Here is a 22,481-nt window from a genome sequence, read left to right as displayed (position 1 = left end):
TCCGCATTTTAGTGTGTAGCTTCAGCGCAGAGTGATTTGGCGCTCGGCGTGATATGGCCATCACCTGGCCAAGATCGGGTGCACTCTCGTGCCGCGATCAGCTCGACACGGAGCATTGAGGACGTTACTGAAGCTGACCTTCTGAACCGGCGATGGGCGGGCATCGAAACAGTGCCACGTGCGCGGCCACTCGGATCTTCTGCGGCTCACTCGCCGAGCCAGGACAGGCCTGGGGCCGGTAGCTCTGCTACCGCGGCATCCCGGACCTGCCACATCCGGGCATCCTCGCGACCTTCGGCGGTGACCACGAACAGGCCCCGCGGCCGGTCGTTGTCCTCATCGACCGGCGGCATCCTGGCGAGCTGTTCGACCTGGTCGCGGAGCCACGAGAGCTCGCCCTGCCGGATGTCGCCCCCGTAGAACAGATAGAGCGACCAGTTGAACGGCCTCGACGGAAAGGCCCATCCGCCCGAGTACAGCTCATGCCGGCTCTGTTCGATGATCCGCTCCGCGCCGGCGCGCTGCCCGAAGTCGATCTCCAGCCAGCCGCGGACCGAAGCGTACATACCCATGATCGGCACGGTAACTAGATCGAGCGCGGTCCGCTTTCCATCCGGCGGGTCAGTTCGGTGGCCCGGGACTTCTGGACCGCGGTTGCCTGGCCGAGAGCGAAGCGCCGCAGCACCGCCGGAGTGCGCAACTCCACCGACTCGGTCACCAGCGTGCCGTCACCGTCCGGGGTCAGGTCGACGGTGGCAACGAGGCGGACCGCGCCGGGGCTGACCACCGCGCTGCGGATCTGCCGGTCCGGCACCGCCGGCGTCAGCGTCACTCGCAGCCGGTTGTCCCACTTCAGCGGGCCGAACCGGAAACGCTCGACGCCCACGTAACTGATCGCCTCGCGGCCCGGGCGGACATCCCGCACCGCCACCAGCAGGGGCGAGAGACCGACATAGTTCTGGGGCTCGATCAGGTGGGCGTAGATCGCCCCGGCCGGCGCGGCGACATGGAAAGAGTGGCGGAAACGGTCCGACCGCAGAAACGATCGCATCAGGAAGGCACTGATTCGTGGACCGGCCGGCTGGCAGAGATGGCGGGCGCGGGTGCGGACGCTGGCGGCCGGATCGCGGTAATGACGTCCGACCAGGAGCGGAACGGCCACTCGAAGACCTTGGCGAAGAGCCACGCACCGATCAGCGACAGCCCGCCGGCGAGCACGGTCGTGGCCGCGAACGAGACGGTGTCGCGGCCCAGGTGAGGTATCACCAGCTTCTGGCTGATCACGACCACGATCGGCAGGTGGATCAGATAGAGGCTGTAGGAGAACGCGCCCAGCCGCCGCAACGGTGACGAGTCGAGCAGCCGGATCAGCGCGGCGGGCCGCCCGCTCGCGACCGCCAGCAGGAACAGGGTCATCGCCGGGACGACCGCCAGATCGACCCAGTAGTAGTGGTTGACCATCCAGCGTGCGCCCTGATGCAGGATGAGCGCCCCGGCGGGGATCGCGGCCAGCACCGACAGCGCAGCCCACGGCAGGCGTTGAAGACGGTCGCCGGCTGCGACCACGCCCGCCGCCACGACGCCGGCCGCGAAGGCCGGGACGAGATGCGGGGCCAGCCAGTTGTCTTCCTGCGGGGGCGAGCCGCCGAAGACCACGAGGCCGATAACGATCACCGGCAGGGTGACGACGGCCAGCATCGCCGCCGGGCCGAACCGGCGGCAAAGGACGACGAGCAGTGGGAGTACGCCGTACAGAAGCGCCTCCACCCCGATCGACCAGAACGCGCCGTTCGGCGTGGGCACCGTGAACAGGTCCTGGAGCAGCAGCGTGTAGACCACCACCGACCCGGCGGTCGGCTCCGCGGAGTGTGGCTGGCGCACCACGGTCCAGGCGATGACCAGGCTGAACGCCAGGGCGGCCCAGTAGGCGGGGAGGATCCGCCAGGCCCGTCGCCGGGCGTAGCGGGCCAGGCTGCCCAGCCGCCAGCCGTTGTGGGCGGCGCCCAGCGCCAGCGAGAAACCCGATAGGACCAGGAACAACACCACCGAGAGCCGGCCGAACCCGAGCCAGCTCAGCCACTCGGGGCCGCGATAGCGAGGGAAACCGCGGAAGGTGTACGCCCAGCAGTGGAACAACATCACGTAGAGGGCGCAGAGGCCGCGCAGACCGTCAAGACCGGCCACCCGTTTCCGGTTCACCTCACAGATCACGCACAGGCGGCTCAAAAGGTTCGACGGGACGGGCACGTCGTCGCATTGCTTGGTAAACCATCCACAGCACGAGCGCGACCGGTGCCAGGACCGCCGCGCACAGGAGGCCGAAGATCACGCCGTAGCCGTGCGGGTCGGAGTTCCACCCGACGGCGCTGAACACCGCCTCGCCGAGGAGCACCAGGATCACCGCGGCGGTGCAGCCGAAGGCGCCGAGCACGAGGCGCCGGAGCACGGTCATTTGTTCGGGTCGGGGGTGCAGATGGTCAGGAACGACTTCGTGTTCTCGCGTTGCACGCCCGCCGCGTCCAGCCAGCCGCTCTTGCCGAACAGGAAGCTTCCGGACGGATGCTGGGCCGACTCGCGCAGCACCTGGGCGACGTCGGCGGTGGCGCCGTTCGACGTCGGGCCGTTGACGTAGAAGACGATCGAGCCGGCCTTGGTCCAGTCGTACTCCGCCGGCAGGGGTTTCTGGACCTGGAGAGGGCCGTCGGCCGCGGCGCCGCCCAGCAGGTCCATGCGCTCCACCGTCACTCCCGGCTGAGGCGCGGCCCACACCTGCGACGTGCTCTGCTTGGTGCCGCTGTCGAAGGTCAGCGTCACGCCGGTGACGCCGGCGCAGGGGGTGCCCGTCCAGAGTTTCAGGACGCCGCCGTCGACGCGGAACCCGGCCTCCGGCGGGAGCGACGGCTCGAACTGCGACTTGGTGTCACACGCCGTGATCATCGTCGCCACGAGCAGGGCGGCGCAGGTGACGCGCAGCCATCTAGTAACCGCCATCGGACAGCCCCGCGTCTTCCTCGGTCTCGTTGCCGCCACGGATCTGTTCCCAGATGTAGGAGGTGACGTATTTCGTGTAGCCCTCGTTCGCCCATTGCTGGGAGTGGCGCTCTTCGTGATGCAGCAGCCGGTCCAGGTCGAGACTGCCGGGGTGGGCCGGTTGGCCGTCGCCCTCGTACCACGCCTTGCCGGACGTCACCATTTCGCGCAGCTGTTGCGCCGGATCGTCCGGGTCGTCGAGGTTCACCATGAACGTGTCGCCCCACGTCGTTCCGCCGCGCTGACTGAACTGGTCCTGGATGAGGTTGCCGCCCAGGCCCATCATCATGCCGTTCGGGGTGGTCACCAGCCGCCCGCCGTTGCCGTGGACAAAGCTCACGTCGTCGTCGTAGCTGAAGGAGTTGTCCTTCTGCCGGTCGATGATGCGCTGCAGTTCGTCGGAGCTGTACGGCGTCGGGGCGAAGTCGCCGCCGGAGTAGTCGGTGCCGGCGTTCAGGATGTAGGTCATCCGCACCGCCTTGGCGGCGTCGTCCCCGCTGATGTCGGTCGGCATCAGGAAGTACGACTTGAAGGTGCCGTCGCCGTCTTCGTCCTCGCGGATCTCTTCCATCCCGTCGAGGATCTTGAAGTCATCCGGCGTGATGTGGTGGTCGGTGATGATCTTCTTGAGCGTGTCGATCGGCACGCCGCGGCGCGCGGCGTTCTCGAGCCACTCCCGGTAGTGGCCGGCGACCGGCGGGCCGGTCAGCAGCCCCGCGTCGCGTAGCGACTGCTCCATGTCGATGACCTGGGCGTCGATGTCCCCTTCCTTGCCGGCGCCGGCCAGGGTGGTCGCCCCGTTGTCGCTGATCTGCCGGTCCAGGGCGAGTTGCATCACCCGAGCCAGGGTGGTGTCGATGTTGTTCGCCGTGGTGAGGATCGCCGTGGTTTCCTGCACCAGCTGTTGCCTGATGCCTTCGCGGTACCGGGCGGACTCGGCGCGGTCCTCGGCCTCGAACCGCGACCTCGGCGGCGGGTCGGCGGGTTTGTTGTCGACGATCGCGCCGTCGCCGGCGATGCGGAACTGGTAGGTGCCGGCCAGCGAGTCGTTGTTGGTGACCCGGCTCTTCAGGGCGAGGACGTCGTCGGCCGCGTTCTGCAGGGCTCGTTCGACGGCGGACAGCTCCGCGATCAGGATCTCGGCGTTGTTCCGCGTGTTTCCCAGCGACGTGCGTGCTTCCTCGCCCGCGGTGCCGTGCCAGTCGGGCAAACTCCGGGCGTCGTCGAGCTCGTCCTGCAGGCCGAGCAGTTTGTACTGCCGGCCGTGCAGCTCGGTGGCCGACGTGTCGACCGGCTTGTCGTCCCATTTGCGGACGTCGTCGTAGGTGATGGTCATTTCCCGAAAGCTCGTTTCGCGGCGTCATCGCTTCCGGCGTAGGTCTTCGCGACGGAGTTGACCGAGGTGCTCCATCGGTCGATCTCGTCGGCCCATTCCTTACCGCGGTCGTTGAACGCCGACGCCAGCGCGGCCGCCTTCGATGCCGCGACCCCACCGGGCAAGGCGGTGGCGATCGTCTCCAGGCCGGTGCCCGGGCGCACCACCCTGGCCTGGTCGGCGGCGGATCCCGCCGCCTTGGCCGCGCTCTGCAGCTGACCGATCTGGACCTCGAAGCCGCTCACCGTCCGTGGCCACCACCCTCCGAGTCGGTCATCAACCGACACCGTACTAAAAGTTCGCAAGATAGGTCGCCCTCGATTCCGGCGGATTGGACGCGATGGTGGCCGCTCTTGTAACTTGCAGCTGACGTGACAATGCCCGAGGAGGTGAGACCCATGAACGCAGTTGCGATGTGGGTGCTCCCCGTTCCGTCACGGTCGGGCGATTGACGTAGTTGTCGCCGGGAGCGCTTCGCCGAGAAGACACTTCCGAAAGGCAACACAGATGTACGACGTGATCATTGCCGGCTGCGGGCCGACCGGCGCGATGCTGGCCGCCGAGCTGCGGCTGCACGAGGTGCGGGTCCTCATCCTGGAGAAGGAAACCGAGCCCGCCTCGTACGCCCGCATCGTCGGTCTGCATATTCGCAGTCTCGAACTCATGGCGATGCGCGGGCTGCTGGAGCGCATCCGCGAGCGGGGCCGGCAGCGCCCGGCCGGCGCCTACTTCGCCGCCATCGACAAACCCGCGCCCGAAGGACTGGACTCCGCGCACGCCTACCTGCTGGGCATCCCGCAGCCGGTCATCGTCGACCTGCTCGAAAAACACGCGATCGCGCTCGGCGCACAGGTCCGGCGCGGTGCCGCGGTGACCGGTCTCGACCAGGACGACGACGGGGTGACCGTAGAGCTGGCCGGCGGGGAACGGCTGCGCTCGCGCTACCTCGTCGGCTGTGACGGCGCGCGCAGCACGGTGCGCAAACTGCTCGGCGTGGGCTTCCCCGGCGAGCCCTCCCGCAACGACACCCTGATGGGCGAGATGGAGGTGGGCGTGCCACCGGCGGAGATCGCCGCCACGGTCACGCCCCGCCCAGGATTCTGGCTCCGGCCCGTGGGCGCCGGGCTCTACAGCGTCGTGGTCCCGGCCGCCGGGGTCAGCGACCGCACCGAACCGCCCACCCTCGACGACTTCCGGCAGCAGTTGCGCGCCACCGCCGGCACCGACTTCGGCGTGCACTCCCCGCGCTGGCTGTCCCGCTTCGGTGATGCCACCCGGCTGGCCGAGCGCTATCGGGCCGGGCGGGTGCTGCTGGCCGGCGACGCGGCCCACATCCATCCACCCATCGGCGGGCAGGGCCTCAACCTCGGGGTCCAGGACGCGTTCAACCTCGGCTGGAAACTGGCCGCCGAGATCCGCGGCTGGGCGCCGGCCGAGCTGCTGGACACCTACCAGGCCGAGCGTCACCCGGTCGCCGCGGCGGTGCTGGACCACACCCGCGCCCAGACCGAACTGCTGTCCCCGGGGCCGGGTCCGCAGGCCGTGCGCCGGCTGCTCACCGAGCTGATGGACTTCGACGAGGTGAACCGCTACCTGCTCGAGAAGATCTCCGCGATCGGCATCCGCTACGACTTCGGCGCCGGCCCCGACCTGCTCGGCCGCCGCCTGCCCGACCTCGCGGTGAAGCCGGGCCGCATCTACGACCTGCTGCATCGCGGCCGCGGCCTGCTGCTGGACCGCACCGAACGCCTGCGCCCCGGCGCCTGGTCGGACCGGGTCGACCACCTCGCGGATCCCACCGCGGCGCTGGACGCCCCGTGCGTCCTGCTGCGCCCCGACGGCCACGTCGCCTGGATCGGCGACGACCAGCCGGATCTGGACCGCCACCTCGCCCGATGGTTCGGCAAGCCGGCCAGCTGATCACCGCGGCCCTCTACCCGGCCGGGTAGAGGGCCGCCAACTCGGCGCCGATGCGGGCGAGTTCCGCGCGTACCTCCGGCGGGTTGAGCACCTCCACCGTCGCGCCACACCCGGAGAGCGTGCGGGCGATGTCGCGCGGGGTCGGCGCGCCGACCCGGACGTGGACGCGGCCGTCACCGAGCAGCTCGCCGGGGTGGCAGTGCCGTCCGAAGTGGTCGCGCAGCACCCAGAGGAAGCGTTCCGGGATGAGCAGGGTGGCCCAGGTGCGGGCGCGGCGCTCCTCGACCGTCCCGACCACCTGGTCCCAGGCGGTGTCCAGGGTGAACCCGGCCGGACGGGTGAAGGTCTGGCCGGTCACGGTCGGGCCGGTGATCCGGTCCAGGCGGAACGTGCGCCGGCCGCGGTCGGTGCCGGCGATCAGGTACCACACGCCGTCCTTGTCGATCAGGCCCCACGGCTCGGCCTCGCGCTCGGCGCCCTTGTAGCCGAACCGGACCCGCTGCTGCCGGACCACCGCCTCCTGCAGTTGCGGCAGCCCACCGGGCCGGTCGCGGCCGTGCTCACCCCAGCGGGCCGGGTCGATGTGAGTGGCGCCGGCGGCGGCCTGCGCCTCGGTCCGGTAGGTCTCCGGAAGTGCCCGGAGCAGCTTGCGCAGCGCGGCCTTGACCTCGTCGGAGGACGCCGCGGCCGGGCCGGCGAGCAGGAACAGCGCCTGGGCCTCGGAGCTGGACAGGCCGCTGAGATCGGTGCGCGCGCCGCCGACCAGTTGCCAGCCGCCGTGCCGGCCGGGTTGCGGGTAGACCGGGATCCCGGCCGCGGACAACGCTTCCAGGTCGCGGCGGGCGGTGGCCACCGAGACCTCCGACGAGTCGGTCGGCACGCATGCCCGGCATTCTGCTCGGAAAAGTGCTCAGAAGGTGAGCACTTTCGGTCCGATGATGAGTTCATGACCACTTCAGCAGCGCTTCGCGGACTGACCACCGTCACCTTCTTCGCCGCCGACCTCGACGCGGCCCGAGCCTGGTACGCCGAGGTGTTCGGGGCCGAGCCCTACTTCGTTCGCGAGGGGGCCTACCTGGAATGGCGGGTCGGCGACTACCAGCACGAGTTCGGCATCCTGAACAGCCGGTTCGCGCCGCACCCGCACACCGGGCAGGCGGTCGGGGCGATCGTCTACTGGGCCGTCGACGACATCGAGGCCGCCTACCAGCGGCTGGTGTCGCTGGGCGCGGCGCCGCACGACAAGCCGGCCGAGCGCGGCCCCGGCTACGTGACCGCGTCGGTGCTCGACCCGTTCGGCAACGTCCTCGGCGTCATGCTCAACCAGCACTACCAGGACATGCTCGCGGCCCGGGGGAGGTAGGGCCGCCGGCCCCGCGGGGCCGGCGGCTGCCGCGCTACTTGGGGATGGCGGTGCCGTGCCGGCAGCCGGCGCAGGTGGCCGCGCTGAGGCTGGTCCAGGTGAAGAGGTCGGTGCTGGTGGCGGTGTAGATGTTGCCGCCGGTGCTGTACTTGTCGACGTAGATGCGCCAGCTGCCGTTGTCCAGCTTGACCAGGGCCGGGCCCTCGTAACCGGAGGCGAACAGGGTGCCGCGGTTGATCCACCCGGTGGTGAGACTGGCGGTGGTGGTCCAGTGCTCGATGTACTTGCCGGTCTCGTCCTTGACGAAGGCGTGCCAGGTGCTGCCCGACTTCACGACGAACGTGTCGATGTGGTTGGTGCCGAGGCCCCACATCTGCGACGGCCCGCTCCACGAGGTCAGCGAAGTGTTCTGGGCGGTGTAGACGTACGGCCGGAAGCAGGCCGAGCAGGTGCTGGCCGCGACGTTGGTGATGATCTTGACCGTGCTGCCCTCGACATAGAATTCAGGCGCCCAGGTGTACGCGGTGCTGGCGATCCCCGACGGGATGCTGGCGATGTTCGTCCAGCTGGTGAGGTTGCTGCTCGACGCGATGCTGAAGTAGGTGGAGTTGGTGGTCCACGACTGCACCGTGTAGGCGATGTAGTAGATGCCGTTGTATTTCATGATGCTCGGGTCGCGCAGCACCCCGGTCGGGCCGTGGAAGTTGGTGTCCGCCAGCACGCTGTAGCTGGTGCCGCCGTTGGTCGACTGGTAGATCCACAGTTCTTCGTCGGCGGCCGCGTCGCCCTTGAAGGTGGCGTAGATCAGCGTGGTGGCCGCGGCGGCCGGCTGCGGGGGAGCGGCCAGGACGGCGAGGAGCCCGGCGAGCACGAGGGCGAGAAGGCGCTTCACAGACCCCACCCCCAGCGCAGCTGAGCCACTCCGGAGGCGTTGTTGACGGCCAGGCCGGACCCGCTCTGCCGGGTGATCGAGTAGGTGTCGCCGGAGCGCAGGCCGGGCCAGTAGACGATGCCCATCTGCCGGGCCCGGGTCAGGTCGGTGGTGGCGGCGAAGTACGAGGTGAACACGTTGCCGTCCTGATTCTGGCCACCGGTGTAGGTGAGCCCGGTGGTCATCGGGGAACCGGCCTCGTCGATCACGGTGCGCGACGAGTAGGAGCCGAGCCGGTTGCTGAGGTTGGTGGTCCACGCGGCCCGGGTGGTGTCCGATGCCCAGAACCCGTAGAAGTGCAGGGAGAGCAGCGTGCCGCTGAGCGCGCTGGCCGCGCCCACCCCGGTGACGTTGTCGTTGTAGCCGGTGCCGCTGATCAGCACCCGGCCGCGGGGGATGCTCGCGTGCCGGGACAGCCAGGTCGAGCAGAGCGACACCCAGGCGCTGAGGCTGTAGCCGAACGGCTCGTTCATCGGCTCGAAGTAGACGTTGGCGTTGCCGGCGTAGTCCGAGGTGACCTTGTCCCACATGGTGTTCCAGGCGGCCGTGTCGTCGACGTATCCGTCCTTGGCGGTGTCCGCCTCCCAGTACGACACGATGACCTTCATGCCGTGCGCGAGGGCGGAGTCGAACGCGCCCTTGTAGCTGGCCCACCAGGTGCTGTTGACGCTCTGCGGGTTGATCGGCAGCCGGACGGTGTTGGCGCCGAGCAGGCTCTGGAAGCCGCTGATGATGCCGTCCGCCTTGGTGTAGACGGTGCTGTAGCTGTCCGACGCGGTCAGGCCGGACGGGATGACCCAGCCGTTGACGTAGTTGTCCCGGGCGTCGGCCCAGTTCACCCCACGGAAGCTGTTCGTGGCCGCGGAGGCCTCGCCGGCGACCGCGACCAGGGGCAGGGCGACTGCGGCAGCGAGGGCCGCGGCGAGTAACGCGCGTAACCGACGACGTCTCATGGAGCACTCCAACCGTTGGGGATGTTTGCGTAAACATCGAGCTGGGGGAGCAGTTGATGCGCACGTTCGGGGGTTTGTGGCACGCCGCCCGCGGGAGACGCATCCAAGTTGCTGAATGATTGCGCCGACATCACGTACGTGTCAAGAAAGGCACTCGAAAAGTATAGACACTCATCAATATCAGAGGGATGGTGGTGGGCCTGCTACCAGGAGGACGTAGATGAGACGCGGATGGATCATCGCCGTCAGCGGAGCGGCGGTTCTCGCGATCGCGGGCGGCCTGTCCTCGGCCCACGCCGAGGAGGCGCCGGCGCGGGCCGAGGTGGTCACCCTCCCGACGGGCGAGCGGGTGTTCCTCGGCGCCGGCGACCGGGCCGTGCGCGGCGTGGAGCCGGCGACCGCGACGGCACCCGGACCGGTCCGGGTCCGCACGATGGCGGTCGGCGACCACCTCTACGTCGTGCCCGGCGAGGCCATGCCGTACCTGGGGCACCAGCTCGACCTCGCGCTGTTCGACGTGCTCGCCCCGGTCGCCGACACCTGGGTGGAGTGGGTTCCCGGCGTCGCCCCGCACGCCGTGCCCGGTCTCGACCTCGAGCCCGCCGCCGGTGGCCGGTCCGCCGCCCGGATCGCCGATCCGGCCGCGTTCGGCGCCGCCCTGGCCGGCGCCACCCCGCTGGCCGGGGTGCGCGGCGTGCACGCCGCCGGGGTGGAACCGACGGCCGCGCCGCAGTACCCGATCGCCACCCTGACCGTCCACGGCCTGGACGCCCTCGGTGCCCCCGCGTTCTCCGGCGGCGTCTCGGTCACCAACGCCGAGGACGTGCAGCGGTTCAGCAGCCTTCAGGGGTTCACCGACGGCGAGGTGTCGTTCAGCGTCCCGGTCGGGCACTACTCCCTCGAGGTGTCGATCACGACCTACGACGCGGAGAACCAGTACGTCGGCGACGCCATTCTGGTCTTCCCCGAGGTCGACATCACCGGGACGCAGGCCGACGTGACCGCGGACGCCCGCACCGCCCGGACCGTCGTGCCGGTGCCGGCCACGCCCGACCCGGCCGAGCTCGAACAGCTCCAGGCGACCTATTCGCGGGTCTCGGCGGCCGGAACCGACTCGACCACGGCGTACCTGATGATCGGTGGCTCTCCGTCGTTGACCGTCACCCCGACGGCGCCGGTGACCATCGGCGAGGTGCACTGGTACACGTATTTCCGGCTCAACTCGCCGGCCGCGGCCACCGACCCGTACCTCTATGACCTGGTCTTTCCTTCGGATGACCGGATCCCGGCGCGCTTCCCGGACCAGGTGCCGGCGACCAGTCTGGCCACCCTGGACGCTACCTACGCGGCCGAGGCGGGCCCGGCCCGGGTCGATACGTATCGAGCCTCGTTCCAGCCCTGGGAGATGTTCCCGATCCGCTTCGCCAGCTCGGTCGTCGCGCCGCTGCGCCGCACCGAGTTCGTCTCGGCGCTGCCCGACGTGAGCTGGATCGGCATCGCGATCGCCCGGCCCGACGAGGCCGACGGGGTGGCGCAGTCCCCGCTCACGACCTACCGGCCGGGGCAGCGCGCCGCGGACCACTACTTCACCGCGCCGGCCGTGCCCGGAACCGACCGCGGCACCGTCCGGGCGCAGCCCTGCCCGGCCTGCCGCCAGGGCGACCAACTGCTGCTGAACCTCCAGCCGTGGACCGACGCCGGCGGCCACGCGGTGCGCATGAACAAGGGCGAAACAACCACGCGGGTGTACGCCGATGACGCGCTCGTCGCCACCGGAACCGTCCCGGCCGGCGCGATAACGATCCCGGCCGGCGCTTCCCGGCTGCGGCTGGAGCTGGACACCGCGCTGCCGGTGGACTGGATCACCACCGCCACCCGGGTGCAGACGGCCTGGAGCTGGCCGGCCGCCGAGCCCACCGGCACGTTGCCGGACGGGCGCACCTGCGCCGGCCCGGACGCCCCGTGCGCGTTCCAGCCGCTGCTGTTCGCCGAGTACGACGCCGGCGCCGACCTCACCAACGCGATACCCGCGGGAACGGCGGCACCGCTGACCGTGACGCTGCGGCATCAGGCCCTCGACCCGGCGCCGGCCGCCGACGACCTGACGCTCGAGGTGTCCGGCGATGACGGCGCCACCTGGACGCCGGTGCCCGCGACCGCGGCCGGCGGCGGCCGGTTCACCGCGACCGTGACCCCGGACGCCGGCTTCCTGTCGCTGCGCGTCCACGCCACCGACCCGCTCGGCGGGACCCTCGACCAGACCGTGGTGCGCGCCCTGCGCGTACTCGGTTGATGGGAAGGAAGTCATGCGTCTCCGTGCCATCCTGGCGGCACTCGTCGCCGTGGTTGCCGTTACCGCGGCCGCCTGGCCGTCCGCTGTCGCCTCCGCGCAACCGATCACCGTGGTCGACGCCTGCCCACTGGCTGCGCCGCCGAAGGCCACCTGCTTCGCCAAGGTGGTGCGCGGCGGCCCGGTCGGCACGCTCGCGGCGCCGACCGGGTTGAGCCCGGCCGACCTGGTCTCCGCCTACGCCGTCCCGGCGGGCGGCAGCGGTCAGGTGGTCGGCATCGTGGACGCGTTCGGCAACCCCAACCTGGAGGCCGACCTCGCCGTCTACCGCAGCACCTACGGCCTGCCCGCCTGCACCGTGGCCGCCGGCTGCCTGCGGATCGTCAACCAAGCCGGCGCCACGTCGCCGCTGCCCGCGGCGGACACCGGCTGGGCGCTGGAGACCTCGCTCGACGTGGACATGGCCTCGGCCGTCTGCCCGGCCTGCGGGATCCTGGTGGTGCAGGCCGACTCGGCCGGCTTCGACGACCTGGGCGCGGCGGTGGACACCGCGGTCCGGCTGGGCGCCGACGTGGTGTCCAACAGCTACGGCACCGGGGTGGAGTTCGCCGGCCAGGAGGCCTACGAGTCGCACTACATCCACCCGGGGCACCCGATCGTGGTCAGTTCCGGCGACATCGGCTACTCGGTGTCGTTCCCGGCCGCGTCCGCGCACGTGACCTCGGTCGGCGGGACGACCCTGACCCGAGCCGGCACCACCTGGGCGGAGACGGTCTGGAGCGGGACCGGGTCGGGCTGCTCGGCGTACATGGCCAAGCCGTCCTGGCAGACCGACGCGAACTGCCCGATGCGCATGCTCAACGACGTCGCCGCGGTCGCCGACCCGGCGACCGGGGTGGCGGTGTACGACACCTACCAGAGCACCGGCTGGCAGGTGGTCGGCGGCACCAGCGCCTCGGCGCCGATCATCGCGGCGATGTACGCGCTGACCGGCGCGGCCGACCTGATCGACGATGGCTCGGTGCCGTGGCGCAAGCACGGCGCCGGCGCATTCCGCGACGTCGTCGCCGGCACCAACGTCCCCGGCCCGAACGCGGCCACCTGCGGCGGCGACTACCTGTGCACCGGCGTCGCCGGCTACGACGGCCCGACCGGCTGGGGCAGCCCCACCGGCCTGACCGGCCTGACCCCCTAGGCGGCGGTCAGGCGGCGCCAGAACCGGTCGCGCCGGGGCGGGATGTCGATCTGGTCGATGTCCTCGATCCGGTAGTCGGCCGCCTGCTCGTCGATCACGGCCTGCAGGCGCGCCCGGAACACGGCGTCCTGCCGGGTCACCGCGCGCAGGGCATCGACACTGTCCACCCCGGCCGCGAGCAGAAGGGAGAGCGCGGCCGCGGTCAGCGGCTCGCCGCCGCTCCGGGAACGGAGCATGGCGAGCGCGGCGAGAGCCTGCCAGCGGCGGACCCGGGCGACCGTCACCTTGAGCTCCCGGGCGAGATCCTCCGGGTTCTCACGCAGCAACTCCGCGGGCGTCGCGACGTCCAGCTTGCGCAGCTCACCGGCGTGCGCGCGAAGCGGCGGCAGGTCGGCGAAGGCGACCGGCAGGGCGAGGCCGACGAGGTCCCGGTATCGGCGCCGGTCCGCCGGGGGCGCCGTCGTGCGGAAAACGTGGAACGACGGATCGTGCCGGGCCCAGTCGGTGAAGCCCGGCATCGCCGACACCGTCGCCAGATCGTCGAGCGCCATGCCCAGGCCGTCACCACCGCGGATGGCGTGCCAGCAGGCCCGCGTGTAGACCGCGGTCATCGTCGACAGGTGGTCCTCGTCGACCGCCGGAAGCTCTTCGTGGACATCGCCGGCGGCCATGATGCCCGGCGGAGGTAGCCGACCGCCGGACTCATGTCCTTGCAGAACTCCTCGAGCTCGCTGCTCTTGTGGCTCGTCTCCAGGATCAGGGCGGCTACCGCGTCGGCGCGCTCCCGGGCCGTACGCAAAGTCTCGTCGTTCTTCGATTTTTCCTGGGCCTCGAACAGGTAGCAGTTCATCCGGGCCACCGACGCGTTGAACAGGGCACGGATGAGGAGGGCGTCGAATCCGGGGGCCGGCCGCGGTTCGGCCAGGTTGATCTTCAGCCCGCGGGTCAGGATCGCGTCTATCCCGTCGGCGTAGGTCCGGGCCGCCTTCGTGTTCTCGGCCCGGCGCCCGTCGACGTGCAGCAGGGCGATCCGTGCGGCGAGGTTGCCGGGATCCGACTCGATCGCCCGGGCCAGGAAGGGGCGCTGGGTCTCCGGCGACCGGGCGGCCCGTTCCCCGATGACCTGCGCCGCCAGGCTGCGCCACCGGGTCACGCCGTTCAGGCCGAGCGTCAGGCACGCGTGCCGGTTCGCGAGCGTGACGAGCACGAACGAGGCCGCGCTGATGGCCCGCCGGGTCTCCCGGTCGGGGTCGGGCGCGAGGCGGAACACAGCCGCGTCCACGAGCCGGCCGTTGCGGGAGATCTCCACGGTCGTGGTCTCCTCGCCGGCGACCGTGACGGTCACGTGCCACGGCGTCGCCCGGGCCAGCGTCTGCAGCGCGCGGAACACCGCCTTGGCCAGGTCGCCCTGCGGGAGGACACTCAGCGCGTCGTCCGGCAGCGCCGTCACGTCGGCGCTGGTGGGAATGCTGAGCCCGGACGGCCGTTCCGAGCCGAGCTGCTGCAGCTGCGCGAGCACGTGGCTGGCCAGAGCCGCGCCGTCGTCGCCGCGGCCTTCGATGCGGACGCGCAGGGCCAGGCCACGGGCCATCGCGACGGCCCAGACCCCGGCCGCCGCGGCCGACGACGCCACGATCCAGAGATATATCCGCACCGGCGCGGGCATCGTCAGCCAGGGAGCGAGGACGGTCACCCACAGCGCCGCGGCGATCAGCGCTGTCATCCCGGCCGCGAAGACCGCCCGCCGCCAGGTCAGACCGGTTTCCTTGACCGTGTCCCACGCTCGACTGCGCGAGGTCACCACGGCGCTGGTCAGCCCACGCGCCGCGAGCAGGAGAACGGCCAGGACGGCCAGGAACGGCAGCCCCAGCCGGTACGCCGGGCGCACCCACGTCTCGAAGAAGGCATCCCAGCCGCGCGGTGGGGGAGCCGCCGCGAGGTACGCGAGCCCGCGAGCCGCGCACCCGTCGGTCGCCGACTCCCCGAGGCGAGCCCGGTACAACTCCGCCGCCGCGGTCGTCTTGCCGTCGAGGGTCAGCCGGTCCGCGGCCGCGATCACGCCGTCCGCGCCCGAACCATCGGTGCACAACTCGTAGCCGGCGGGCGGCGTCACGCTCGCCGGCGCGTCCGAGCAACCGGCGGCCGCCAGAAGAACGAGGAACAGCAATACGACCGGACCGGCTGCGCTCCGTGGCGCCATACCCGGTATCCAACCGCCGCCCCGGTGCCGTGTCACTCGGCCGACCGCCCGTCCGCGTCCACCTGATCGGCGGCGGCGGGCTCAGGACGGTGTGACGAGGCGGGTCTCGTAGGCGACGACCACGGCCTGGACCCGGTCGCGGAGGCCGAGTTTGGCCAGAACCCGGGCGACGTGCGTCTTCACGGTCGCCTCGGAGAGGAAGAGCCGGCCGGCGATCTCGACGTTGCTCAGGCCCTGCGCGACCAGGGTCATCACCTCACGTTCGCGAGGGGTCAGGGCGGCCAGGTCGCGGTGCAGCGGCGATTCCCGGGGGCCGGGTGTGGTGAAGCGTTCGACCAGGCGGCGGGTGATGCTCGGGGCGAGCAGGGCGTCGCCGTCGCGGACGATCCGGACCGCGGCGACCAGATATTCCGGGGTGACGTCCTTGAGCAGGAAGCCGCTGGCGCCCATGCCGAGGGCCGCGTAGACGTAGTTGTCCAGGTCGAACGTGGTCAGCATGATGACGCGGGGCGGTTCGTCGCCGGCCAGGATGCGGCGGGTGGCCTCGATGCCGTCCATGGTCGGCATCCGGATGTCCATCAGCACCACGTCGGGACCGGTGCGCCGGACCGCTTCGACCGCGTCGGCGCCGTTCTCGGCCTCGCCGACCACGTCCATGCCGTCCGCCGTCAGGATCATCCGGAAGCCGGCGCGCACGAGCGCCTGGTCGTCGGCGATCACGACCCGCAGCGGCACCGCGTTCATCGGCTCTCCAGGGGAAGGTGGGCCTGCACGCGGTAGCCGCCGGTGAGCCGGGCGGCGGCCTGCAGGGTGCCGCCGTAGACGGCGATGCGTTCGCGCAGGCCGGCCAGGCCGCGGCCGGTGGACGTGGCCGACTCTCGCGTCGGCCGGCCGCCGGTGTCGGTGACGGTGATGCGCAGCTCGTCGGGCAGGTAGGTGACGTCGACCGTGGCGCGGGCGCCGGAGGCATGCTTCACGGTGTTGGTCAGCGCTTCCTGCACGACGCGGTAGGCGGCCAGCTCCAGGCCGGCCGGCAACGGGAACCGGTCGCCGCCGGTGGTGACGGTGACGTCGATGCCGGCGTCGCGGACCCGGTCGATCAGTGGCGGCAGCTGGGCCAGGCCGGGCTGCGGGGTGAGCTCGTCCTCGTCGTCCGCCGCGGCCAGCAGGCCCATGACGCCGCGCAGCTCGCCGAGAGCCGCGCGGCCGCCCTCCTCGACCGACAGCAGGGCGTCGCGGGCGGCCTCGGGCGCGTTGTCGAGGACCTTGCGGGCGGCGCCGGCCTGGATGACCATCATGGACACGTTGTGGGTGACGATGTCGTGCAGCTCGCGGGCGATCCGGGCGCGTTCCTGGCGGGTGGCCTCGCGCAGCTCGTCGGCCCGTTCGTGGCGCAGCCGGTCGGCCCGCTGGCGCCAGGTGCGCATGCCGTTGACGGCCAGCCCGATCGGCAGCAGCACCAGGAACGGCACCCAGCCGACCGGCACGATCGGCACGGCCAGATCGGGGAACGAGCTGTACAGCAACGCCGCCAGCGGCAGCGCGGCCAGGGCCCACAACCGATAGGGGCTGTACGCGGCGGCGGTGTACCCGGCGATCACGCAGGCGTAGAACGAGACCCGCAGGATGTCGGTGCTCGGTTCCACGCCGCGCAGCGACAGCACCGTGATGCCGACGATGACCGCGAGGGTGGCCAGCGGATAGCGGCGCCGCAGCAGCAGCGGGAGGATCACGGCGATGGCGATCCAGCCCGGCCCCTGCGAGTTGTGCCGGTCGAAGTGGAACGGATCAACCGGGTCCACCGGCTCCGGCGGGGCCGGCCCGCCACCGCCGGGCAGTAGCGGAGCCTCCGGCAGGTCGGGCATGGGCGGGAGAGGGACGAGGTGCACCAGTGTCGCGTCGCTGGTGGTGTCGAACAGGTGCTCGGTGATGTCGGTGCCGCTGAGCGCCACCGCGACGAACACCGCGACCAGCAGCGCGTCGAAGGCCCAGTTGCGCCGGGTCATCCGTGGCTGCGGGCCGGAGCGGCGCAGCGCCCGCGCGATCACCGGCAGCGCCCGGAAACGGCGCCATCGGGAGAGCGGCGGGTCAGCGGTCACCGGCACATTGTGTACAGGGCCGCAAACCGCGCGCATCCATCGCTGGACTACGCCGCAAGGATGACCCCGGCCCAGGAATGGCTCTCACGGGCGACGACCGGAGTACCCCGGCATCCATAGCGTCCCTGACCATGATTGACGTCGTAGATGTGAGCCGCCGCTACGAGGGTGACCAGGCCGCCCTTGACCACCTGAGCCTGCACGTCGCCGAGGGTGAATGCCTGGCGCTGCTCGGCCCGTCGGGCAGCGGGAAGTCGACCCTGCTCAACCTGATCGCCGGCCTCGACCGCCCGACCGAGGGCACCGTCACCGTCGGCGGCACCCGGGTGGACCGGCTGGGCGAGGCCGCCGCCGCCCGGTACCGCCGCGCCACCATCGGCCTGGTCTTCCAGTTCTTCAACCTGCTCGACGACCTGACCGTCACCGACAACGTGCTGCTGCCCGCGCAGATCGCCGGCCGGCCGGGCGCCGAGTCGCGCCGGCGGGCGGCCGAGCTGCTCGGGACGCTCGGCATCGACCGGCACGCCGACGCCTACCCCGGCCGTCTCTCCGGTGGCGAGCGGCAGCGGGTCGCGGTCGCGCGGGCGCTGATGAACCGGCCGTCGCTGCTGCTGGCCGACGAGCCGACCGGCGCGCTCGACACCGCGTCCGGCGCCGAGGTGCGCAAACTGCTGATCGACCTGCACGCCGAAGGCCAGACGATCGTCCTGGTCACCCACGACGAGGTCCTCGCCGCCGCGGTCGCCACCCGTACCGTTCGTCTCGTCGACGGCCAGGTGTCGGTCCGATGAGTGCGATCCGGACCGTCGTGCGCGGCGCGCAGCGGCGCCGCGTCTCCACCGTCGTGATCGTCGCGGCGACCGCGATGGCGGTCACCGCGACCGTCCTCGCCGGCCTGCTGCTGGCCGCGTCGTCGGCGCCGTTCGCCAACGCGTTCGCCGCTCAGCACGGCGCGCACCTGACCGCCTTCTTCGACTCCGCGACGACGACCAGGGAGCAGGCCGCGGCCACCGCGTCGCAGGCCGGGCAGGCGACCGGCCCGTTCCCGGTGGCGATGGTCGTCGCGAAACCGGAGCAGGCCCCGGGCCCCGGCCTCCCGCCGATCAAGGTCGTCGGCCGGGCCGACCCGGGCAAGGACGCGATCGACCAGGTCACCCTGCTGAGCGGGCGCTGGGCGCGCACCACCAGCGAGATCGTGATCGCCCGGACCAACGTGCGGATGCCCGCCGGAACGACCCTGACGCTGGCGAACGGGTCGAAGCTGACGGTCGTCGGGGAGGCCCGGTCGATCAGCCAGACCGCGCAGGGCTGGATGACCCCCGAGGGGACCGTCGCGCTGGGGCAGACCGGCTGGCAGATGCTCTACCGCTACGCCGACGCCGGCACCGAGGCCGCGATGACCGCCCACCAGAGCGCGCTCGGCGCGGGCGCACAGACGCAGTCCTGGCTGGGCGTCCGCGCCGACGCCGCGCACCGCACCCAGCTGTACGTTCCCCTGCTCAGCGCGTTCGGGCTGATCGGCCTGGCCCTGGCCGCCCTGGTCATCGGCAACGTCACCGCGGGCACCATCGCCTCGGCCACCCGCCGGATCGGCGTGATGAAGGCGCTCGGCCTGACCCCGTCGCAGGTGGTGCGGGCCTGCCTGGCCCAGGCCCTGATCCCCGGCCTGATCGGAGCGGTCCTCGGCATCGTCGCCGGCGACTTCCTCGCGCTGCCGCTGACCGCGGACGTCGCCGACCTGTTCGGCACCGTCCCGATGTCGGTCACGCCCTGGGTCGACGCCGCCGCGATCATCGCCGCGGTGCTGGTCATTGCCGCGACCGCGGCGCCGGCCGCCTGGCGAGCAGCCCGATTGCGTACGGTCGACGCGCTCGCCGTCGGCCGTACCCCGAGCCACGGCCGGGGCCGCCTGGCCGCCCGCCTGGCCGGCCGGGCGCGACTGCCGAGGCCGCTCAGCCTGGGTCTCGCCCAGCCGTTCACCCGGCCGGCCCGGCTGCTGGCCATGCTGCTGACGATCGGGCTCGGCACGGCGGCGGCGACGTTCGCCATCGGCCTGGCCGTCTCGCTGCGACACGTCCAGGCCGCCGACCAGAAACCCCAGACCTCGGCCGACGTGCTCGTCGGGCCCGCCATGGACCCGGCCGCGGACCCGGTGGACCCGCACGCCGTCATCGTCGCCACGCCGGGAACCGGCAGCTACTACGGCCGTGGCCCGGCCGACATCACCGTCGACGGCCTGCGGGAGCCGGCGCAAGGCATCGTCACCACCGGGGACGCCCGGGCGGCCGGGTACGACATGCTCGCCGGCCGCTGGTACGCCGGACCGGGCGAGGCGGTGGTCACGACCGGCCTGCTCACCGCGACCGGCAAGCACCTCGGCGACACGCTCACCGGGGCCGGCCACGGACCGCTCACCGTGGTCGGCGAGGTCTTCGACGGCAGCGCCAACAGCCACCTCTACACCGACGCCGCCAGCATGCCCGGCCCGCAGGCGGACTTCGAGTGGTACATCAAGCTCAAGCCCGGCACCGATATCAACGCCTACCTCAAGGCGCTGGACAGTCAGCGGGTCCACGCCGAGGCCACCCATGCCGAGGGCGCCGACGGCACGCTGGTCGTGCTCGACTCGCTCACCGCCCTGCTCACCGCGCTCCTGGTGTCGGTGGCGGCGCTCGGCGTGCTCAACGCGGTGGTGCTCGACTCGCGCGACCGGGTGCACGACATCGGCGTACACAAGTCTGTTGGTATGACGCCGAAGCAGACCGCCGTGATGGTCATCGCCTCCGTCGGCATCCCCGGCCTGATCGGCGGCGCAGCCGGCGTCCCGGCCGGATACCTGCTGCACCACTGGGCGGTGCCGGCGATGGCGCAGGGGGCCGGCATCCGGCTACCGCAGACATCCATCGACGTGTACGCCCCGGGCCTGCTCGTCGTGCTCGCCCTGGCCGGCCTGGCCCTCGCTGCCGCCGGCGCCCTGCTGCCGGCCGGCTGGGCCGCCCGAACCCGGACGGCGGTGGCGCTGCGCACCGAATGAGGACTCCGGAGGTGACGGCCCGGCACCCCGCAGAGGGCGCCGGTCCGTCCAAGGTGGCGGTGGCCGGTCCGTGACCGGTGCTCAGGGCGCGTCGAGCTCGGCCGGGAACGAGTAGCCGTTGGCGTTGACCAGGTGGTAGCCGCCGGCCGGGGACGCCTCGATGCGCCAGCGCGCGGCCGGGCCGGGACGGCCCAGGACGAGCCGGCCGGCGGCAACCGCCAGCGGCCGGCTCGTCGCCGTGTTGACCACCTGGTAGTAGCCGTCGGCGACGTGCTCAAAGCGCCACTGCCGGCAGCCGGCGGGCTGATGCGGCCGGTACGCGACCGTGGCGCCGCACGCGTCGAGGGCGAGCCGGCCGGTCGTGTCCGCGAGCAGCACGTCGCCGACCGGCTGGAGCCGGAACTGCTGGCACGCCGCGCCGGTCTCGGCCGCCGTCTGCACCGGTGTGCCGGCGCCGCCGCACCCGGCGCCCTGCAGCACCCGGCCCGCCAGCTTGCTCCGGATCACCGACCAGCCGTCCGCCGCCGGGGCGAACTGGAACAGCTGGCAGTCGTTGTTCAGCCAGCCCCACTGCGCCACCCGCGCGCCGTCGGCGTTGACGCATGCCGCGACCTCGGCGACCTTGTTGCTGAAGCGGTTGCCCAGGCTCACCTGCCCGGCGCCGCGCTCGTCCGGCCGCCACTGCCGGCAGGGGTCGCCGGCGGCCGGGGCGGCGAGCTGGATGTCGGCGCCCTCGTAGCCGCAGGACGGGTTGGCCACCACGCTGCCGTCGACGCGGTTCACCAGGGTCACGTACGCCGGGCCGTGGCCGATCCCGCGGTTGCCGGACAGCGGATCACCCAGCGCCGGCCACCCGTCCACCCACCGGATCGGGCGGACCGAGAGCTTGGGCAGGCCGTTGTCGTCGAGGTCGTAGTAGTGGTGGACGTAGCGGTCGCCGAACACGTCGCCGCCGCCGGGGCCGCGGAACTCGTGATAACCCCGGAGCAGCTCGGTGCCGCCGCCGGCGAGCATCGCCACCCCGGCCCGGTCGACGTAGGGCCCGGTCACGCTGGTGGCGCGGCCGACCACCACCCGGTAGTCGCTGTCGACGCCGCGACAGCAGAAGTCCAGGCTCGCGAACAGGTAGTACCAGCCGCCGTGCCGGGTGATCGACGCGCCCTCGATCGAGGCGCCGCCGCGCGAGGCGAGCGGGTAGAGCGCCGTGTCGTCGCCGGACAGCATCCCGGTCGTCCGGTCGAGGCGGCGCATCTTGATCCCGTCCCAGAACGACCCGAACGCCAGCCAGGCCCGGCCGCCGGCATCGAGGACCAGCTCCGGGTCGATGGCGTTGAAGTTGTCCGCCGGACCCGACCGCAGCACCATGCCGTGATCGACCCAGCGGTAGGCCGGGCTCGCCGGGTCGAGCGTCACGTTGGTCGCCAGGCCGATCACCGAGTTGTTGGTGCCGAACGACGAGGCCGAGTAATAGAGGTGGTAGACGCCGGCGAAGAAGCTGATGTCCGGCGCCCAGAAGTCCGGCGGGGTCGTGCCGAGCTGCGCGGTGACCCAGTCGGGCGCGGTCGCGAAGACCGGCCCGAGGTCGCTCCAGTGCAGCAGGTCGGTCGAGCGGCGCATCGGCAGATAGGTGCGGGTCGCGGAGTCGCCGGTGATGAAGCTGTAGTAGAACCGCCCCTGCTGGATGACGGTCGGGTCGTGGGCGATCGGGTCGCCCGGCGGCGCTGCCACAGCCGTTCCCGCCGGGACCATGCCGAACGACGCGACGAGCAGCAACAGGACAGCGAGCATGCGTCGCGCGGCGATCGTCATGTACGCATCGTCGTCGATGACTCACGGCCCCGCCAGCAACCGTTCGGGCAACGGTCAGCGCCGACGCCGGACCGCTACTGCCACGGCGGCGACCAGGGCCAGGGCCACGACGAGCGCCACCCACCACCAGAAATGGGGGCTGCCGGCGGCGGCGTTCCCGCCCGAGTAGACGCCGGGGCGCGGCGTCGTCCGGGCCGGCTGCAGCACGATCCCGGCGCGGCCGTGCCCGAAAGCGGGCGAGGGCCCGAAGCCACCCGGCCCCGGAGTGTCACGCAACCACAT

Annotated in this window: 22 protein-coding genes; 6 read left to right on the top strand and 16 right to left on the bottom strand. The window is 71.8% G+C overall.

All coding sequences use genetic code 11. The annotated features are described in order from the left end of the window. Positions 1 to 206: 206 nt before the first annotated feature. From AB0E90_RS49835 to AB0E90_RS49805, 7 genes are read right to left on the bottom strand one after another with little or no spacing between them, the layout of a single operon-like run. Positions 207 to 572: a hypothetical protein gene (locus AB0E90_RS49835; RefSeq protein ID WP_360420579.1), complete on the bottom strand. Its 366-nt coding sequence runs from the start codon at positions 570 to 572 to the stop codon at positions 207 to 209. 14 nt (positions 573 to 586) lie between these two features. Beyond that, the gene (locus AB0E90_RS49830; RefSeq protein ID WP_360420577.1) at positions 587 to 1,051 is read right to left on the bottom strand and encodes an SRPBCC family protein; all 465 of its coding nucleotides are present in this window, start codon (positions 1,049 to 1,051) and stop codon (positions 587 to 589) included. Then, positions 1,051 to 2,199 (bottom strand): acyltransferase, encoded by a 1,149-nt coding sequence (locus tag AB0E90_RS49825; protein WP_360420575.1) that lies wholly within the window; start codon positions 2,197 to 2,199, stop codon positions 1,051 to 1,053. The genes AB0E90_RS49830 and AB0E90_RS49825 overlap by 1 nt, the downstream gene beginning before the upstream one ends. 1 nt (position 2,200) lies before the next feature. Beyond that, a complete protein-coding gene (locus AB0E90_RS49820; RefSeq protein WP_360420573.1) occupies positions 2,201 to 2,452 on the bottom strand; it encodes a hypothetical protein in 252 nt (83 codons plus the stop codon). Then, entirely contained in the window at positions 2,449 to 2,991 is a 543-nt protein-coding gene (locus AB0E90_RS49815; RefSeq protein ID WP_360420571.1) for a hypothetical protein, read from the bottom strand. The genes AB0E90_RS49820 and AB0E90_RS49815 overlap by 4 nt, the downstream gene beginning before the upstream one ends. Continuing rightward, positions 2,978 to 4,366, bottom strand: a complete 1,389-nt coding sequence (locus AB0E90_RS49810; protein WP_360420569.1) for a hypothetical protein — start codon at positions 4,364 to 4,366, stop codon at positions 2,978 to 2,980. Before AB0E90_RS49810 ends, AB0E90_RS49815 begins: the two co-directional genes overlap by 14 nt. Next, on the bottom strand, positions 4,363 to 4,650 hold the full coding sequence (locus AB0E90_RS49805) for a hypothetical protein (RefSeq protein WP_360420567.1): 288 nt from the start codon (positions 4,648 to 4,650) through the stop codon (positions 4,363 to 4,365). The genes AB0E90_RS49810 and AB0E90_RS49805 overlap by 4 nt, the downstream gene beginning before the upstream one ends. Positions 4,651 to 4,912: 262 nt before the next feature. Here AB0E90_RS49805 and AB0E90_RS49800 point away from each other — a divergent pair, with 262 nt between their 5' ends. Beyond that, complete coding sequence (locus AB0E90_RS49800) at positions 4,913 to 6,325, top strand: FAD-dependent monooxygenase (RefSeq protein ID WP_360420565.1); 1,413 nt, start codon at positions 4,913 to 4,915, stop codon at positions 6,323 to 6,325. 13 nt (positions 6,326 to 6,338) lie between these two features. On the opposite strand, the gene AB0E90_RS49795 is transcribed toward AB0E90_RS49800, so the two are convergent. Further along, the gene (locus AB0E90_RS49795; protein ID WP_360420563.1) at positions 6,339 to 7,205 is read right to left on the bottom strand and encodes a WYL domain-containing transcriptional regulator; all 867 of its coding nucleotides are present in this window, start codon (positions 7,203 to 7,205) and stop codon (positions 6,339 to 6,341) included. 66 nt (positions 7,206 to 7,271) lie between these two features. Here AB0E90_RS49795 and AB0E90_RS49790 point away from each other — a divergent pair, with 66 nt between their 5' ends. Beyond that, the gene (locus AB0E90_RS49790) at positions 7,272 to 7,688 is read left to right on the top strand and encodes a VOC family protein (protein WP_360420561.1); all 417 of its coding nucleotides are present in this window, start codon (positions 7,272 to 7,274) and stop codon (positions 7,686 to 7,688) included. Positions 7,689 to 7,722: 34 nt separating this feature from the next. Here AB0E90_RS49790 and AB0E90_RS49785 read toward each other — a convergent pair whose 3' ends face one another. Next, positions 7,723 to 8,580: a hypothetical protein gene (locus AB0E90_RS49785; RefSeq protein WP_360420559.1), complete on the bottom strand. Its 858-nt coding sequence runs from the start codon at positions 8,578 to 8,580 to the stop codon at positions 7,723 to 7,725. After that, the gene (locus tag AB0E90_RS49780) at positions 8,577 to 9,572 is read right to left on the bottom strand and encodes a cellulase family glycosylhydrolase (protein WP_360420557.1); all 996 of its coding nucleotides are present in this window, start codon (positions 9,570 to 9,572) and stop codon (positions 8,577 to 8,579) included. Before AB0E90_RS49780 ends, AB0E90_RS49785 begins: the two co-directional genes overlap by 4 nt. A gap of 220 nt (positions 9,573 to 9,792) precedes the next feature. On the opposite strand from AB0E90_RS49780, the gene AB0E90_RS49775 reads away from it, so the two are divergent. Both AB0E90_RS49775 and AB0E90_RS49770 read left to right on the top strand, forming a co-directional pair. After that, on the top strand, positions 9,793 to 11,865 hold the full coding sequence (locus tag AB0E90_RS49775; protein WP_360420555.1) for a hypothetical protein: 2,073 nt from the start codon (positions 9,793 to 9,795) through the stop codon (positions 11,863 to 11,865). A 13-nt stretch (positions 11,866 to 11,878) separates the two neighbouring features. Continuing rightward, positions 11,879 to 13,057 (top strand): S53 family peptidase, encoded by a 1,179-nt coding sequence (locus AB0E90_RS49770; protein WP_360420553.1) that lies wholly within the window; start codon positions 11,879 to 11,881, stop codon positions 13,055 to 13,057. Here the strand turns inward: AB0E90_RS49770 and AB0E90_RS49765 are convergent. The 4 genes from AB0E90_RS49765 to AB0E90_RS49750 all read right to left on the bottom strand — a co-directional run bounded on the left by AB0E90_RS49765 (position 13,054) and on the right by AB0E90_RS49750 (position 17,356). Beyond that, positions 13,054 to 13,728, bottom strand: a complete 675-nt coding sequence (locus AB0E90_RS49765) for a DUF4332 domain-containing protein (protein WP_360420551.1) — start codon at positions 13,726 to 13,728, stop codon at positions 13,054 to 13,056. The two genes, AB0E90_RS49770 and AB0E90_RS49765, sit on opposite strands and share 4 nt — an antisense overlap. After that, positions 13,665 to 15,257 carry a hypothetical protein gene (locus AB0E90_RS49760; RefSeq protein ID WP_360420549.1) on the bottom strand — a complete coding sequence of 531 codons (1,593 nt, stop codon included), beginning with the start codon at positions 15,255 to 15,257 and terminating at the stop codon, positions 13,665 to 13,667. Before AB0E90_RS49760 ends, AB0E90_RS49765 begins: the two co-directional genes overlap by 64 nt. 81 nt (positions 15,258 to 15,338) lie before the next feature. Then, a complete protein-coding gene (locus AB0E90_RS49755; RefSeq protein WP_360420547.1) occupies positions 15,339 to 16,001 on the bottom strand; it encodes a response regulator transcription factor in 663 nt (220 codons plus the stop codon). Next, complete coding sequence (locus tag AB0E90_RS49750) at positions 15,998 to 17,356, bottom strand: histidine kinase (RefSeq protein ID WP_360420545.1); 1,359 nt, start codon at positions 17,354 to 17,356, stop codon at positions 15,998 to 16,000. The genes AB0E90_RS49755 and AB0E90_RS49750 overlap by 4 nt, the downstream gene beginning before the upstream one ends. A gap of 125 nt (positions 17,357 to 17,481) precedes the next feature. Between AB0E90_RS49750 and AB0E90_RS49745 the strand changes: the two genes are divergently transcribed. Further along, positions 17,482 to 18,147, top strand: a complete 666-nt coding sequence (locus AB0E90_RS49745; RefSeq protein ID WP_360420581.1) for an ABC transporter ATP-binding protein — start codon at positions 17,482 to 17,484, stop codon at positions 18,145 to 18,147. Continuing rightward, entirely contained in the window at positions 18,144 to 20,390 is a 2,247-nt protein-coding gene (locus AB0E90_RS49740) for an FtsX-like permease family protein (protein WP_360420543.1), read from the top strand. The genes AB0E90_RS49745 and AB0E90_RS49740 overlap by 4 nt, the downstream gene beginning before the upstream one ends. An 81-nt stretch (positions 20,391 to 20,471) precedes the next feature. Here AB0E90_RS49740 and AB0E90_RS49735 read toward each other — a convergent pair whose 3' ends face one another. After that, positions 20,472 to 22,199 carry a family 43 glycosylhydrolase gene (locus tag AB0E90_RS49735; RefSeq protein WP_360420541.1) on the bottom strand — a complete coding sequence of 576 codons (1,728 nt, stop codon included), beginning with the start codon at positions 22,197 to 22,199 and terminating at the stop codon, positions 20,472 to 20,474. A gap of 54 nt (positions 22,200 to 22,253) precedes the next feature. After that, positions 22,254 to 22,481, bottom strand: coding sequence for a hypothetical protein (locus AB0E90_RS49730; RefSeq protein ID WP_360420539.1), 228 nt, complete (start codon positions 22,479 to 22,481; stop codon positions 22,254 to 22,256).

It is taken from the genome of Actinoplanes sp. NPDC026619 (assembly GCF_040638295.1).
Lineage (GTDB): Bacteria > Actinomycetota > Actinomycetes > Mycobacteriales > Micromonosporaceae > Actinoplanes.
This window is presented reverse-complemented; position numbering and strand designations above follow the sequence as displayed.

Bases quoted from the DNA above. Each gene is read 5' to 3' on its own strand.
- AB0E90_RS49775 (WP_360420555.1), top strand. From the start codon at position 9,793: ATGAGACGCGGATGGATCATCGCCGTCAGCGGAGCGGCGGTTCTCGCG.
- AB0E90_RS49835 (WP_360420579.1), bottom strand. From the start codon at position 572: ATGGGTATGTACGCTTCGGTCCGCGGCTGGCTGGAGATCGACTTCGGG.
- AB0E90_RS49740 (WP_360420543.1), top strand. From the start codon at position 18,144: ATGAGTGCGATCCGGACCGTCGTGCGCGGCGCGCAGCGGCGCCGCGTC.
- AB0E90_RS49830 (WP_360420577.1), bottom strand. From the start codon at position 1,051: ATGCGATCGTTTCTGCGGTCGGACCGTTTCCGCCACTCTTTCCATGTC.
- AB0E90_RS49810 (WP_360420569.1), bottom strand. From the start codon at position 4,366: ATGACCATCACCTACGACGACGTCCGCAAATGGGACGACAAGCCGGTC.
- AB0E90_RS49735 (WP_360420541.1), bottom strand. From the start codon at position 22,199: ATGACGATCGCCGCGCGACGCATGCTCGCTGTCCTGTTGCTGCTCGTC.
- AB0E90_RS49820 (WP_360420573.1), bottom strand. From the start codon at position 2,452: ATGACCGTGCTCCGGCGCCTCGTGCTCGGCGCCTTCGGCTGCACCGCC.
- AB0E90_RS49755 (WP_360420547.1), bottom strand. From the start codon at position 16,001: ATGAACGCGGTGCCGCTGCGGGTCGTGATCGCCGACGACCAGGCGCTC.
- AB0E90_RS49770 (WP_360420553.1), top strand. From the start codon at position 11,879: ATGCGTCTCCGTGCCATCCTGGCGGCACTCGTCGCCGTGGTTGCCGTT.
- AB0E90_RS49815 (WP_360420571.1), bottom strand. From the start codon at position 2,991: ATGGCGGTTACTAGATGGCTGCGCGTCACCTGCGCCGCCCTGCTCGTG.
- AB0E90_RS49760 (WP_360420549.1), bottom strand. From the start codon at position 15,257: ATGGCGCCACGGAGCGCAGCCGGTCCGGTCGTATTGCTGTTCCTCGTT.
- AB0E90_RS49800 (WP_360420565.1), top strand. From the start codon at position 4,913: ATGTACGACGTGATCATTGCCGGCTGCGGGCCGACCGGCGCGATGCTG.
- AB0E90_RS49790 (WP_360420561.1), top strand. From the start codon at position 7,272: ATGACCACTTCAGCAGCGCTTCGCGGACTGACCACCGTCACCTTCTTC.
- AB0E90_RS49765 (WP_360420551.1), bottom strand. From the start codon at position 13,728: ATGGCCGCCGGCGATGTCCACGAAGAGCTTCCGGCGGTCGACGAGGAC.
- AB0E90_RS49780 (WP_360420557.1), bottom strand. From the start codon at position 9,572: ATGAGACGTCGTCGGTTACGCGCGTTACTCGCCGCGGCCCTCGCTGCC.
- AB0E90_RS49730 (WP_360420539.1), bottom strand. From the start codon at position 22,481: ATGTGGTTGCGTGACACTCCGGGGCCGGGTGGCTTCGGGCCCTCGCCC.